Here is a 14,872-nt window from a genome sequence, read left to right on the forward strand (position 1 = left end):
AATTTGTGTATATCCTTTCCGTCATAAAATCTTACTTTATAATAAATAAAACGATACAGCGGTGGCATTTGCCCATAGTCCTGAAGAATTGTCATCCTTTTACTCCAATCATTTGATAGTATCTTTCATTATATAATCCTCGTTATTTCCATTTAAATTCCTGCATAATATCTAAATACATTTTCTATACTCAATTGTTGTTATCCTGTTTCAAAATATATAAAACCTCACTAAATTGTTCCTAATGTTTATGCTCTGAAGAATGATTTGTATTATTACAATTCATTCTTATAATGTAGTTACTTCTTGCATTATGCTTTAATCTTTTTTGAATTTCTCGACTCCAACTGCTCTGTAATGTTCCTTTGTAATTTAAAGCTTGCTGTATCAAATCCCATTGATCCTCACGCTTTAAGTCATAAAAATTTTTCTCTTTTAAAACCCACTTGAGCTTTTGTAATTTGTCCGTTGTTAAACGATCAATGTGTCTTTGTGGTAGCACCACTTTTTCGTACAATCTATCTTTCAAAAATGAATGTAATTTCAACTTTCGAATCTGTTCTAAATTAATAAAGCTACCACTGTTTTGATAAGCCTTTTCAATAACACTTATTGGAATATCAGGGTGAATGAAATATCTTTTAATATCAGATTTATTGACCCCTAATTTTTTCGAAATTGTATCTATGCTTTTTTCATCATAAACCATTTGACTGATTAATATGTGTTTATCTATCCATTTGGTAACTTGGTGATGGAACATTCTCTGTAACAACTTCAACCTTTGTTCTGTCTCATTAGAATAAGGCTGTACAACGCAATAGACTGTATTATATTGTAGGTTTGCATCATCAATCTCGAGATAAGCTATATATTCTGGAAACCCTGACACAAGCCAATATTTATCCTCAAACTTATCTTTTTCAACTATGATGCTACTACTTAACATACTTCCTTGTTCCAAAGCTCGAACTAGTTTCTTCACAGCACTTTTTGAAACATGTTCAGCATAAATAGGGACGATGCTTTGTATTTTCACCAACTCTAAGCGAATATTACTAAGCTGCATGTTCTCTTCTCCCCTTCTTTTATTTATAAACCATATGAAAAAGGAAGAATGTCTTATAACAAAAAGGTACTGAAGCCTATTAGGACGACAGTACCTTTTTGTTATAAATTCACTTCACAATATTACCCCATTATTTAGTATTACGCATTCAAAACCCTATTAATTATTTTTAAGCCTAGCTAATCTCCGTGATAATTTACACTCTCTAACAACTTCTCTTAATACATCTTCCACATCATTTATACTTTATTTTAAAATAATTAGATTTGGTTCATTTAATTGTTTAAGATCATTTTCTATATCTTCATAACTATTTCCAAAAATATCATGCAAATTAAATACTTCCTTTTAAACCTTTCTTAAAATAAGACATCAGTACTTTAACCTCAATATACTCAGTTGGAACTTGCTATCTTTAATTACAAACTGAATACCTTGTTACCTTACTATTTCTTCAGGAGTAATTAAAACTCATTTCTTTCTAATTGGATCAAAAAAGCATTTTTGTCCATTTCTTATAAATATTTTTGGAATTTCATATTTGTTATACCTTACAGATTAATACATGATTCCTACCCAATTCAATCTTTCTATATTTCAAACATACATATAGAATTTTATGTTAAATCAATCTAACATTTCTTGTTTTTCACAAAAAACCTGTAATATCCTTCGATAATATTGTAATATTTTAATTATATTATAGGAAAATTTTATCATGAAGGGAACGATTTGAATGCCATTACCATTTATTCCATTAGCTGTTGCTGCTGGTGCTGCAGTTGCCACTGCAGTCGCTGGAAAAAAAGGACATGACTCATACAAAAACATGAAAGAAACAAAGAATATTGCTCAATCGATGGATAAGCAATACAAAACTGTATTTAATATATTTGATCAAGTACGTCAAGATACAAATACTCAATTTGAAAAGTATGGAGAATTAAAACTGAATATTCTTAATGGAACAATGAAAGAATTCATTTCAGAATTCAAGAAGTTAAAAAATGTTGATTTTACAGATAAAACAACTATTGATTCTCTAGAAGATGTTTCTGATTCTAAACACTTCATGCAAGAAATAGAAAAACAAGTCATCGCTGCATCTGATCTATTAAAATCTGGCGTTTCTGCAATTGCTGGCGGTGGACTTGCAGCTTTCGGAGCACTCGGAGCAGCAACAACATTTGGTGCCGCTTCAACTGGGACAGCTATTGCTTCTTTAAGCGGAGTAGCAGCGACCAATGCAACGTTAGCATTTTTAGGTGGTGGATCACTGGCTGCTGGTGGATTAGGAATGGCTGGTGGCATGGCTGTTCTAGGTGGAATTGCTCTTGCTCCTGCTTTAGCATTAGGAAGTATGATCTTTGCTGCATCCACTAAAAAGAAGCTAGAAGAAATGAAAATAAAAAAAGAAGAAGTTTCAGTAGAAATGCAAAAATTACAAAGTGCCACTTCTATCTTAAAAGAGATAAAATTGTACACTATTAAATTATCAAACTTAACAACTGAAACAACTACACTTTTTGCTGATTATATTGCAACAATGAGTTCTATCATCGATGAAAAGGGTATCGACTATCGTAACTTCTCCGATGATGAACAACTTGCGATCCGTTATACTGCTGAACTTGCAATTATTTTGAAAAAATTATTAGATACACCTGTTATTGATGAAGGTGGCAACCGATCCAAAACCTTGGAAAATATTCTTAAAACCACAGAAAAATCAATTAAACACATGTACTAGGTAATTGCATATGAAGAAAAATCTAGATATTCTCGCAACTCAAATTGTAGCTGAGCAAATTGAGCGCTATGGAAATGCTACTATTGAAACATTTGCTGGAATGGATACACTAACCAAAGTAGCAAAACAATATATGAACTGTTCACCCAATATCACACAAGGACGGCTTTTTGAAATTATTGAAGCAACCAAATTTAATAAAGACGCAGCCTTAAAAGGTGAAAGTTTGCGTGCTTTTACAACAGACTCTTTAGGAGATCCACATGCCGCGGCTGATATCTTAATCAAAGATGGTGATACATTAATTAAAGAAGTACAAGCAAAGTCTGGTGCTAAAGCTGCATCACTAGCAAGAATGGTATCGAGCGAAAAGTATGGGGATATGGATCGTTTAGTTAACAGTGAAAAAGCTGATAAAGTAAAAGAATTAGTTGAGAAACGTGCAAATTCCCAAAGTATTTATGCAAAAGACTACGAACAAGCAGCTCCTCACATAAACGGAAAACTAGAAGCAAACAACATTACAAGTGGTGGCACTACATATGAGGAAGCTTTAAAAGCTACAAATCAACCACAAACATACGCACTAAAAGAAAAAATATATACATTTGCTGAAGGAACATTCTCTTCTATGATGAATGGTGCTTTAGCAGGGGCATGTGTAGGTGGCGGAGTATCACTTGTACAACAAACTGTTGAGATTTGTAAAAGCGAAAAGCAAATAAAAGATGGATTTATACAAGTAGGAAAAGATAGTGGCAAACAAGCTGGAAAAAGCGCTGCTGTTGCAGGCATTGCTCATGGCATTAAATTTATTGGTAAAGATAGTGTGATGATGAAAGGAAACGTAGCAGCAGCTCTTGCTTCTTCAGCTGTTCGACTAACGGAAAGCTCCTACCAACTCATAAAAGGAAAATTATCTATTGAAGAATTTTTAGAAATAGTTGGTGAAAACGCTGTTACTACTTTTTCTGGAATTGTATTCAGCGCAGCAGGAGCAATGCTTCTCGGTCCTGTCGGTGCAGCTGTCGGCGCTACCGTCGCTATGCTAGGAATGAAACAACTTTATGGAGCATTCACTCGTGCTCAACAAGAATTGGAATTAACAATTGAGGAACGAAAAAGAGCTGAAGAATTAAGTAAAGTCCTTATAGATTACATTAAACAAGAAGAAGAACGTATTTGTAACTTTTATCAAGAAACTGGTGCAAAAATAGAACACGTAACTGGATTGGTTAAACAAACGATTCATACAGGTGAAAATATAGAAGCGACTATTCATCAACTTGCCGAAAATTTAAACGTCTCGTTTAAATTTAAAAATCAAGATGAGTTCAATTCATTTATGCTAAGTGAAGAGTCATTCATATTATGATAACTTTTCCTTGTACCCAATGTGGAATCTGTTGTCAAAACATACAAGGTATTGACTCCCTATCTCATTTAAACAGAGGTGATGGCTGTTGTATCCATTATGATATTGACAATCGGTCATGTAAAATTTATGAAGAACGTCCTCTTCTCTGCAATATCGAACTAGCATATGAGGAGCTTTTTAAAAAATCTATATCAAAAAAGGACTTTTATCTCCTAAATGCTAAATCATGTAATGAATTACAGGAAATGCATAACATCTCTTCCATATATAGAACTGATATTAAACAAATTGATGAATAAATACAAACAAGCGCATCCTAATTGAGGAATGTGCTTGTTTGTATTTATTCTCCCTACGCCTATTTAAATTAATTACATATTTATGATTATCATATAAAAGAGTAGCTTCTCTACATAAAAAATATAACAAATAAACCTTTATTCTCAAAAATTATCAACATAGCTAGATTGCTATTTCATAGTCTTCTCAAAAACAAAAAACATCCTTGTTTTTAACAAGGATGCCTCACCTATTTAACCTTCGATAATCTCCATCTTCTCCGTAATCGGAGTACGAGCTTTTCCTTCTGGTGCTTTATCGAAATAGCCGATATGAAGAATTCCAACGATACGTTGGCCTCTTGTTAAACCGATTCCTTCTATAAATAATGGATTGTAGTTTAATCCGCCTGATTTCCAAACGCAACCTAATCCACGTTCCCAAGCAAGAAGTTGGAAGTTTTGCATAAATGCACATGTTGCAGCGTAATCTTCATCACGTTGAATTTGACGTGGATCTTCATTTATATATACAACGATTTGTGCAGGCGTGCTTAAAAAACGATCTGATAAAATTTTACCGCGTTTCGCTCTTTCTTCTTCCGTGAAAGAGTTTAATACCGCATCTACTAATTTCTTGCGGCCTTCTCCGATGTATAGTTTACAATTCCATGGTTCACGGTGCTTATGATTAGGTGCCCATGTTGCATCGTTTAATAGTTCAATTAATAAATCTTTTTCTACTGCTTTGTCTGTAAATGTACGAACAGAGCGTCTTTCTTTAATCACATTAGCGATGGAAGTATATGTAGTCATATTTATCTCTCCCTTATTTTTATCTATATGTATAAGTTTATCATTAGTATTGATATTGATTTTCAATTTCGATTATACCTTAGTTTTTTACTATTAATCAATGTTTTATGTTGGAAAACTTCTAAAAACGTCATTCCATGCTGTGAATAAAAAAACTTAACTTGTTCACAAATATTTCACATTTTATGGAAATGATATGTGTACAGTTTTCTACATTATCCATCTAGGAGGAGTTTACATGTACAAAAAAATCGCGGTAAGTATGACTATGGCAGCATTATTATGCGGAGCAATTATCTTCCCCGCTTCCGCTGCCACCCCAAAAGAAGTAACAATGCATCACCATAAACCAATTTCAGATGAAGAAATACAATCGCTAGAAAAACTCGGCTATAACAAACATGAAATTTGGAAAGCTGCTCATATTGCAAGAATTAGTAATAAAGAAATACAAGATGTTTTAGCTTACTATAAGCAAAATAAATCTTGGGAGAAAACAGCCGAGCATTTCGGTATAGATCCAAGTAAGCTGAAAAAGCATCATATGAATAAAGAAACAAAGCAAGCACTGCTACAACAGTTAGCAACTATGCAAAAATCCACACCGGATCAGCTAAAGCAAAAAATGAAAGAATATAACATCAAATTGCGTCATCTTACTGTGTTAACAATCATCTCTCAAAAAAGCAATACTCCTCTTGATGATGTATTAAAGATGAAAAAAGATGGAATGGACATTAAACAAATTGCCGAAAAATTAAATGTAAAAAGAGAAGATATACGAGCGGAAATGATGAAATTAGTGAAGTCTATTAAAGAACAAAAAACAAATTAAAATGCTAAAAAGGAAGAGGCATTCACCACTCTTCCTTTTCTTTATGAACTTTCAATTTTTAAGTATAAATTCCCGTCTTTCCCAAAAACTAACACAAGTAAATGATATATGTTAGGGGTGAGAAAATGTTCGGTTTATCATCTAAAAAATCAAAAAAGACTAATACAAAAACACTTTGTTCTATTCCAGAATTTATACAAACCATGAAAGAATCAAGCGACTTTGTTTCTCATAACGTACTTGAAAATGAAACATTGTGCTTGTTTTATTATAGATCTGTCGTGGAAGCACTTATTATTAAACAATTCATTTTAACTCCTCTAAAAAAGGAATCGGAACAAATCCAAAACATCTCTGATTTATGTAATATCGTCTCTATTGAAGACATTATTATCTCCCCTTCTATTGATGATATTCGTGAGAAATTATTAGGTGGATATATTTTAATACGCTTAAAAAACAATTCGAATCCTGATCAATATGCTTTAATTCGTGCCGAAAGTACTGTTTTAGGAACACGATTATATAACGATACAGAAAATGAGTATAGCGTAATCGGGCCTAAAATCGGTTTCGTTGAAAACCTTGATACAAATATACACTTATTACGCCGAAATATCGTAACGGAGCAACTCATTTTTAAAGAAGTTACCGTCGGATCTATGTCAAAAACGAAAGTAGCAGTTGCTTATATAGAAGGAGTTACAAATGAACAATTCATCAACACCGCAATTCAACGGCTAGAAGACATTGACTTTGATGTCCCATTTGATTCAACTATGATTGAGCAATTTATTAGTGATAATAGCAATTCACCTTTTCCAGTTCTATTACCTACAGAACGATTAGATCGAGCTGTATTTGCATTAATTAACGGGGAAGTTTTAATTTTAACAGATGGCTCTCCATATGCTTTATCAGGACCAACAACGTTACTGGATTTTTTCATTTCACCAGAAGATTATTATTTACCGTGGATGATTGGATCGTTCTTTCGTATTATTCGTTTTTTCGGAGCTATATTTTCTCTTTTTTCCTCCGCTATTTATACAGCGGCTTTAACATATCATTATCAAATGATTCCAGCTGATTTACTAGGTCCTATTATTTTCTCGAGAGCTAACGTACCTTTCCCTCCCATTCTAGAAGCACTCTTTTTAGAAATTACAATTGAATTGCTTCGTGAAGCTGGAGCGCGTTTACCGACAAAAGTCGGACAAACGATTGGTATTGTTGGGGGGATTGTAATTGGCCAAGCATCCGTGGAGGCAGCTTTGACTAGTACAATTTTATTAATTGCAGTTGCTTTATCCGCTCTTGCATCTTTCACAACACCGACCGTAAAGATGTCTTCTACTATCCGGTTATTACGCTTTCCACTTATTCTTTTAGCCGGTGCATTCGGAGGATTAGGTCTTATTGTCGGATTTGTATTTATTTTAGCTCATTTAATTAAATTAAAATCACTTGGATCACCTTATTTATTACCTTTATATCCATTTCGTGGTTTAGGTACAGCAGAAGGTTTTCTTCGATTACCATTTAGTCAAACAGCTCAAAGACCTTCTTTTCTTAGACCAAAATCAAAATGGCGCTATAATCCAAACAAAGCGAAGCAAAAACGTGATGGTGAGAATGAATGAAAAAATTTTTATTGCACCTTATTATAATTATCTTCTTCATTTTACAAACTGGCTGTACACAAACCTATATAGTGGATACGCAGCGTATCATTCATATCGCTGGATTTGACATCACAAAAAACAAAAGATTCCAAGGAACTATTCTATTCCCAGAGTACACACATGGTGTAAAGTCTAAACCAGAAACGCAATCAACATCTGCCCGTTCACTTGAGACAATCGCTTCACGATTAAATGCAAAATCTCCTCACAATGTCGTTGTAGGTCAAATGCGTGTCGTCCTATTTGGAAAAGCTCTAGGAGAACGCGGAATGGGAGAGATTATTACTAACTTACAACGTGACCCAAATATCGGGCGTGATGTACAACTAGCAATTGTAGATGGATCAGCTGAAGAGCTTTTAAATTACGGAAAAAAAAATGGGTCTTTATATATTGCTGATTTACTCGAACAAAATATAAGAAATGAAAACATTCCACAAACCGAATTAAACATTTTTTTATATAATTATTACTCTTCCGTATGTGATGCCTATGTTCCTTATATTAAAATGGACGATAATCATTCTGTCGCTGTCAAAGGGCTTGCCTTTTTAAAAGGCGATAAAGTCGTCATGTATACGGACAAAAGACATTCTGTTTTAGCAAAATTACTTATTAATCCTACGAAAAATGGACGTTACGAAGCAGCGATAAAAAAGGATAAACATAAAGGTATGGTTGTTATACAAAACTTAGCTGGGGAAAATAAGTATAATATAGATCAAACTGGCGACATACCAAAAGTAAAAATCCATTTAAAATTAAATGGATTAATTAAAAACTCTCCTAATTGGATTGATTTAAGAAAAGAAACAAATATCAACTATATAAAAAAACAAATTGAACGAAATGTTGAAAAAGACTGTGAAGATCTAATAAAACAATTTCAAGAAAAGGAAATTGATCCTTTAGGAATACGAGATGAAATTAGAAGCCATACGAGAAAATGGAATATAACACAAATTCGAAATATGTATAAAAATGTAGCGGTGGATGTAAATTTAGATCTTAATATTGTACAATCTGGAATCGGAGAATAGTGAGGTGAAATAAGCAATGAATACAATGAATAAAACAAAGACAGTCTCTCCATATTTTGCATTTATTTTATTGCATTCTCTCCAGATTGGTATAGGAATTCTCGGATATCAACGTGTAATTTTAAAAAACGCTGGTTATGATGCCTGGATTTCTCTTATTATTGCGGGAATTGCAACTCATATTGTGCTGTTTTGTATGTTAAAAATGCTTGAAAAAGACGGAGATTTAATTAGCATTCATACAACAACCTTTGGAAAATGGGTTGGCTCTATATTTTCTGTAATTTTCACTCTTTATTGCTTATTATTTTGCCTTACGGTTCTTCGTACGTATATGGAAGTGATACAAGTTTGGATTTTCCCTACCATTAAGTTATGGAAACTTACGCTTATGTTTTTATTAGTCACTTACTACATTATAAAAGGTGGCTTCCGTTCTGTGACAGGGATATGTTTTTGGGGTATTGTTCTTCCTATTTTCGTTGTATTCTTTTTAATCTATCCAATGAAATATGCTCATTTTCGTAATATTTTACCTATTTTTACACATTCACCTTTTGACATGCTTATATCTGCAAAACAATCCGCATTGGAATTTCTGGGGTTTGAAACAATTCTTATCTTTTATCCCTTTATTGAAAAAGGAAAATCTTTAAAGCGATGGGCCCATGCTGGAATTGCTTTTAGCACCTTAATTTATGTAGTTTTAGCTATCGTATCTTTTATGTATTACAGCGAGGGACAATTAAACCGTACTATTTGGCCTACTTTAACGATGTTAAAAATAATTAAAGTTCCTTTTATCCAGCGCTTTGAATATATTATTATTTTCGTTTGGTTTTTAATTATTTTACCAAACCTCTGCTTAACCATTTGGTCATCATGTCAAACGATGAAGCGTTCCTTTCATATTTCATTTAAATTTACATTACCGTTTTTTATTTTCATCATATTTTCAGCTTCTCTACTTTTCACAAACCGTGAAAGTATCAACACATTAAATACCGTACTATCTCAAGCGGGTTTATATATTGTATACGCTTATATCCCAATTTTATTTTTGTTTCATTCACTAAGATGGTACTTCAAAAATCGTTCAAAAAAAACTTCTCCCTAGGTGTCCCTTAGTCTGATACAATTTGATTAATACATTTATAAAGGGGACAAGCGAATGAAAAAGTATGTATTTTCTTTACTTGCAGTACTAAGCTTAATTCTTGCTGGATGCGGAAGTACTAGTACAAATGACCAAAAATCTTCTGAATCAAAAAAAGAAGAACATGACCACGCATCGCACACTCAGCAAGCTGACATTCAAGAGAAAACAAAAGGAGTCGACACACTTCCTACCTTCCTAGACAAGCTTGATCCACAAATGAAAGATATCTACACTGTCGCTGGACAAAATGCAGAACTATTAGATTGGATTCCATGCTATTGTGGTTGCGGTGAAAGTGTAGGACATAAAAATAATAAAAACTGCTTTATTCGTGAAATTAAAAAGAATGGTGAAGTTGTTTGGGACTCCCATGCAACGACTTGCGTCAATTGCCTAGAAATCGCAGTTGAATCTGCTTCCATGAAACAAAAAGGAAAATCAACGCTTGAAATTCGTAACTATATCGATAATAAATACAAAGAAGGCTATGGCAAACCAACACCTACGCCAATGCCAAAAGCTTAAAAAACGAGGAAACTCCTCGTTTTTTCTTTTCATTCACTTTTTTTCTTAACAAATTCTTTCAAGTGTATTTCCCCTTACTTATCACACACTATATATAACTCTCGGTAAGGAGGGTACACAGTGCAAACATATAACGACTATGATAAAGCTCTCTATTACACGTATTGCTGTAATTGGGATAAATTACTCGTTCTCATGGTTCAAACGAACGATCAATTATTTTCTAAACGTATTGAGCATTTTTTACACGCTTATCAATACAGTAAAGAACTTCCAGAAGTTGATAAACAATTGCAGCTCCTATTTCAATATATTGACCACGCATCCCAAAAGTCGCATGTAGAAGAAGTAGAACAAATTCAAATGTAAAATATAGCGCTATTCTCTTCCGGAGAATGGCGCTTTTTTAAAATGTTTATATCAATAAAAGTTTCTCCTTATAAAACTTTTATTGATAAACATATTTTTTCTTTCTTTTCCATACTACTTCATACTATAATTTAGTATGTAACTATTATAAGAGAGGTATAAAATATGGGACGAGAAAAAAAGCAAGAATATGCTTTACTTACCGCATGGGGAGCTTCTTTTATCGCTACACTAGGAAGTCTGTACTTTTCCGAAATCATGAAATTTGAGCCTTGTGTTCTTTGTTGGTATCAACGTATTTTTATGTATCCATTCGTTTTATGGCTTGGTATCGCTGTAGCAAAGAAAGATTATCGCATTGCAAGTTATTCTTTACCAATCGCAACTATTGGTGCTTGTATTTCTTTATATCACTATGCAATTCAAAAAGTCGCAGCATTTTCAGCTGCTGGGGCAGCTTGTGGACGTGTACCATGTACGGGAGAATACATAAACTGGTTCGGTTTTGTGACAATCCCGTTTTTAGCACTTATCGGCTTTATTACAATCGCTGTTTGTAGCTTTATTGTCATCAAAAACAAATAAGGAGATGAAAGAATGAAAAAAATGCTTATATTTGGTGGTATTATTATCGCCTTGTTTGCGGCAATTTTCGCTGTAACACAAATGGAAGAAAAAAACGCTTCAACTAGCCAAAAAATTGATAATGCTACTGGTAGTCAAACAGATGGTCCTGACTACTACACAAATAAAATTTCTCTTTCAGATCTTCAAAAGAACTTAAAAGAGAAAAAAGAAGAAACAGTATACTTTTATCAAACATCTTGCGTTCATTGCCAAAAATTATCTCCTGTCGTAGTGCCAATGGCTAAAGACTTGAACGTTGATATGAAAGTTATGGATATTGAAAAATTAGATGCTCCTTGGGATGAATATAAAATTCAAGGTACACCAACAATCATTCATTTTAAAGATGGCAAAGAAGTGAGTCGTATTAGCGGTGAACAGCCGAAAGACAAATTAAAAGAATGGCTTGAACAAACGAAAAAGTAATTAGAAAAGGAAACTCCTTCTACACATGAAATGGGCGTAAAATCCCACACTAATGTATAAGGAGGGGGTTTTATGCCAGAAGTAAGATGTTCTGTTTCCAACTGTTCTTTTTGGGGACAAGGTAACTTTTGTCAAGCAAGTGCGATCATCGTTCAGCCTGATGCAGATGAAACTGGTCAAACTGAAAATGATTCATATACAGCTGCTGTTTTAACAAACGAGACGCTAGAAAGTTCTGTAGCAACGAGTGTAGAGACTTGTTGTCATACATTTAAGCCTAGATATTAACAATTATTCCACCTCATATACGTGAGGTGGTCTTTTCTTTCCCTCTTCTTGTTTACGTCATCTCTAATTCTCCCTATAATAAAGTTAACATTTTTATGAATACGAAGGTGAAATACTATGGCTAAAACAATTGCAGATATCGCCAAATTGGCTGGAGTTGCAAAAAGCACAGTCTCTCGTTACTTAAACGGCGGATATGTAAGTGATAAAACAAAACTTAAAATCGAAGGTATTATTCAAGAAACAAATTTCTCTCCCAATACATTTGCTCAAAGTTTAAAAGCAAAAACAACAAATTTAATTGGTGTCATCATCCCCCGATTAGACTCCTTCGCTACAATGAAAACACTTATCGGGATCGATAAAACATTACAGGAAAATAACTATCAAATGCTTGTAGCAAATGCAAATCAAACAACCGGAACTGAAATACAAGCAATTGAAAACTTTATAAAACAAAAGGTAGCTGGCATTATTTTATTAACAAAAACATTGACGAATGAACATCAAAAAATTATGGCTAATTCAAACATCCCTATTTTATTCGTCGGGCAAGAATATAAAGATCAATATTGCCTCGTTCACGATGATTATGATGCAGCTTATGAGTTAGGGGCATACGTTTTATCGCAAGGCCATCGACATATTGCCTATTTAGGGATAGAAAAAGATGATATTTCTGTTGGAATAAATCGAAAAAATGGTTTTCAAAAAGCAATTGAAAATTTAGAACCGACTTGCAACGTTTCATATTACGAAACAACTTTCCGCATAGAAGATGCCATGAAACAAGTACAACATATTTTAGATAATAATTGCCCAACTCTTATCGTATGTGCTACAGATAACATCGCTCTTGGCGCAATGAAAGTCATTCACTCCCACTCTCTTTCTGTACCAGGTGATATTTCTGTAACAGGATTCGGTGGATATGATATTTCAGAAATGGTACACCCTAGTTTAACGACAATTGCGTTTGACTATGAGTATGCTGGAAAGCTTGCTGCCACTTCTCTTTCACAGCTTGTTGAAAACAAAACTATACCAAAAATATTACACTCCCGTTATACATTAAAAATCCAAGAAAGCGTTGACAAAATATAAAGGCGCTCTATAATAAAATTAAAACCGGTTCCACATTTTAAAAACAGGATTTTCAACATCATTTCCCTGTTTTTTATTTTAACTTATTGCGGAACCGGTTCCATAAAAGAGAATTTATAGTAAGGGGGAATTTTTATGGATATGAAACAAATTGCAACTCAAGTAATACAGAATATTGGTGGAAAGGAAAACATTGTTCGTGCCACACATTGTGCGACTCGCCTTCGTCTTATATTAAAGGATGATACGAAAATAAACGCTGCAGAAATCGAAAACATCGATGGAGTAAAAGGTGCTTTTGCAACGACCGAGCAATATCAAATTATTTTTGGAACTGGCATAGTAAACAAAGTATATGATGAATTCTCAAAACTAATTGGAATAGCCGAACTAGATTCTACAACATCAAACGATATACCTAAGAAAAAAATGAATCCTATCGCCCGCCTAGCAAAGACACTATCTAATATTTTTGTTCCAATTATTCCAGCTATCGTTGCAAGCGGTTTACTTATGGGTCTACTCGGAATGTTGAAAGCGTTTAAATTAGTTCCTGGAGATCACTCACTTATCCAATTACTTGATATGTTCTCAAGTGCAGCTTTCATCATTTTACCCATTTTAATTGGAGTTAGTGCCGCTAAAGAATTTGGTGGAAACATTTTCTTAGGTGCAGTTGTTGGTGGTATATTAACTCACCCAAGCTTAACAAATCCTTGGACTCTTTCAAATGCAAAACCCACAGTTTTACATTTCCTTGGTATGGATATTGATATGATTGGCTATCAAGGTACTGTTTTACCTATTTTATTATGTGTATATGTTATGAGTACAATTGAAAAAGAACTTCGAAAACGTGTTCCGAACTCTTTAGATTTATTAGTTACACCATTCTTAACAATTATTATAACTGGCTTTTTATCACTTATTATTATCGGACCAATTGGATATAAAATCGGTGACGGCATTACGTACCTTTTAAATACAATTTATCAATTTGCAGGGCCAGTAGCTGGACTTATATTCGGTGGGTTGTATTCAACAATTGTTCTTACTGGCTTACATCATAGCTTCCACGCTATTGAAGCGGGCTTACTCGCAAATAAAGATATCGGTGTCAATTTCTTACTCCCTATTTGGTCAATGGCGAACGTTGCACAGGGCGGTGCTACTTTAGCTGTCTATTTCAAAACCAAAAACAAAAAAACGAAAGAAATTGCAATTCCAGCAGCAGCTTCAGCATTTTTAGGAATTACAGAACCAGCTATTTTTGGTGTCAATTTAAAACTTGGTAAACCATTTATTGCAGCAGCTATTGGCGGCGCAATTGGAGGCGCTTACGTTGTTTGGATGCAAGTAGCGGCTAATGCATACGGTTTAACAGGTATTCCGATGCTTACAATTGTTGCACCTCTTGGCATGATGAACATGATTCACTATATAATTGGTTTCGCTATTGCAGTTATCACTGCTTTTGTTGCCACATTCATTTTATATAAAGAAAGTAAATAATAACGGGGTGA

Annotated in this window: 16 protein-coding genes; 14 read left to right on the forward strand and 2 right to left on the reverse strand. The window is 33.7% G+C overall.

Annotated features, from left to right (window positions below; translation table 11 throughout):
- Window positions 1-241: 241 nt before the first annotated feature.
- Window positions 242-1,069, reverse strand: a complete 828-nt coding sequence (locus BLT20_RS04025; RefSeq protein WP_001177271.1) for a hypothetical protein — start codon at window positions 1,067-1,069, stop codon at window positions 242-244.
- A 736-nt stretch (window positions 1,070-1,805) separates the two neighbouring features.
- On the opposite strand from BLT20_RS04025, the gene BLT20_RS04035 reads away from it, so the two are divergent.
- The 3 genes from BLT20_RS04035 to BLT20_RS31295 are packed head-to-tail and all read left to right on the forward strand — an operon-like array spanning window position 1,806 to window position 4,496.
- Window positions 1,806-2,819: a hypothetical protein gene (locus BLT20_RS04035; RefSeq protein ID WP_001130767.1), complete on the forward strand. Its 1,014-nt coding sequence runs from the start codon at window positions 1,806-1,808 to the stop codon at window positions 2,817-2,819.
- Window positions 2,820-2,829: 10 nt separating this feature from the next.
- On the forward strand, window positions 2,830-4,194 hold the full coding sequence (locus BLT20_RS04040; protein ID WP_000739847.1) for a hypothetical protein: 1,365 nt from the start codon (window positions 2,830-2,832) through the stop codon (window positions 4,192-4,194).
- The gene (locus tag BLT20_RS31295; RefSeq protein WP_000627670.1) at window positions 4,191-4,496 is read left to right on the forward strand and encodes a YkgJ family cysteine cluster protein; all 306 of its coding nucleotides are present in this window, start codon (window positions 4,191-4,193) and stop codon (window positions 4,494-4,496) included. The genes BLT20_RS04040 and BLT20_RS31295 overlap by 4 nt, the downstream gene beginning before the upstream one ends.
- A gap of 234 nt (window positions 4,497-4,730) precedes the next feature.
- On the opposite strand, the gene BLT20_RS04050 is transcribed toward BLT20_RS31295, so the two are convergent.
- Window positions 4,731-5,291, reverse strand: a complete 561-nt coding sequence (locus BLT20_RS04050; RefSeq protein ID WP_000214819.1) for a nitroreductase family protein — start codon at window positions 5,289-5,291, stop codon at window positions 4,731-4,733.
- A 238-nt stretch (window positions 5,292-5,529) separates the two neighbouring features.
- Between BLT20_RS04050 and BLT20_RS04055 the strand changes: the two genes are divergently transcribed.
- The 11 genes from BLT20_RS04055 (at window position 5,530) to BLT20_RS04105 (ending at window position 14,861) form a co-directional block, all read left to right on the forward strand.
- Window positions 5,530-6,126: a hypothetical protein gene (locus BLT20_RS04055; protein WP_000276979.1), complete on the forward strand. Its 597-nt coding sequence runs from the start codon at window positions 5,530-5,532 to the stop codon at window positions 6,124-6,126.
- A 125-nt stretch (window positions 6,127-6,251) separates the two neighbouring features.
- The gene (locus tag BLT20_RS04060; RefSeq protein ID WP_000467485.1) at window positions 6,252-7,769 is read left to right on the forward strand and encodes a spore germination protein; all 1,518 of its coding nucleotides are present in this window, start codon (window positions 6,252-6,254) and stop codon (window positions 7,767-7,769) included.
- Window positions 7,766-8,851, forward strand: a complete 1,086-nt coding sequence (locus BLT20_RS04065; protein WP_000714134.1) for a Ger(x)C family spore germination protein — start codon at window positions 7,766-7,768, stop codon at window positions 8,849-8,851. Before BLT20_RS04060 ends, BLT20_RS04065 begins: the two co-directional genes overlap by 4 nt.
- 16 nt (window positions 8,852-8,867) lie before the next feature.
- A complete protein-coding gene (locus BLT20_RS04070; protein WP_001095038.1) occupies window positions 8,868-9,968 on the forward strand; it encodes a GerAB/ArcD/ProY family transporter in 1,101 nt (366 codons plus the stop codon).
- Between the two features lie 54 nt (window positions 9,969-10,022).
- Window positions 10,023-10,535 (forward strand): PCYCGC domain-containing protein, encoded by a 513-nt coding sequence (locus tag BLT20_RS04075; protein WP_000761036.1) that lies wholly within the window; start codon window positions 10,023-10,025, stop codon window positions 10,533-10,535.
- A gap of 120 nt (window positions 10,536-10,655) precedes the next feature.
- The gene (locus BLT20_RS04080) at window positions 10,656-10,904 is read left to right on the forward strand and encodes a YhdB family protein (protein WP_001195459.1); all 249 of its coding nucleotides are present in this window, start codon (window positions 10,656-10,658) and stop codon (window positions 10,902-10,904) included.
- A gap of 165 nt (window positions 10,905-11,069) precedes the next feature.
- Complete coding sequence (locus BLT20_RS04085; protein ID WP_000532265.1) at window positions 11,070-11,489, forward strand: disulfide formation protein C; 420 nt, start codon at window positions 11,070-11,072, stop codon at window positions 11,487-11,489.
- A gap of 12 nt (window positions 11,490-11,501) precedes the next feature.
- Complete coding sequence (locus BLT20_RS04090; RefSeq protein ID WP_000738435.1) at window positions 11,502-11,957, forward strand: thioredoxin family protein; 456 nt, start codon at window positions 11,502-11,504, stop codon at window positions 11,955-11,957.
- Window positions 11,958-12,029: 72 nt separating this feature from the next.
- The gene (locus tag BLT20_RS04095; RefSeq protein WP_001115482.1) at window positions 12,030-12,245 is read left to right on the forward strand and encodes a DUF1540 domain-containing protein; all 216 of its coding nucleotides are present in this window, start codon (window positions 12,030-12,032) and stop codon (window positions 12,243-12,245) included.
- 117 nt (window positions 12,246-12,362) lie between these two features.
- Window positions 12,363-13,349 (forward strand): LacI family DNA-binding transcriptional regulator, encoded by a 987-nt coding sequence (locus BLT20_RS04100; protein ID WP_001140401.1) that lies wholly within the window; start codon window positions 12,363-12,365, stop codon window positions 13,347-13,349.
- 135 nt (window positions 13,350-13,484) lie between these two features.
- Entirely contained in the window at window positions 13,485-14,861 is a 1,377-nt protein-coding gene (locus tag BLT20_RS04105; RefSeq protein WP_000367320.1) for a sucrose-specific PTS transporter subunit IIBC, read from the forward strand.
- The last annotated feature ends 11 nt before the right edge of the window (window positions 14,862-14,872 follow it).

It is taken from the genome of Bacillus sp. cl96 (assembly GCF_900100505.1).
Taxonomy (GTDB): Bacteria; Bacillota; Bacilli; order Bacillales; family Bacillaceae_G; genus Bacillus_A; species Bacillus_A cereus.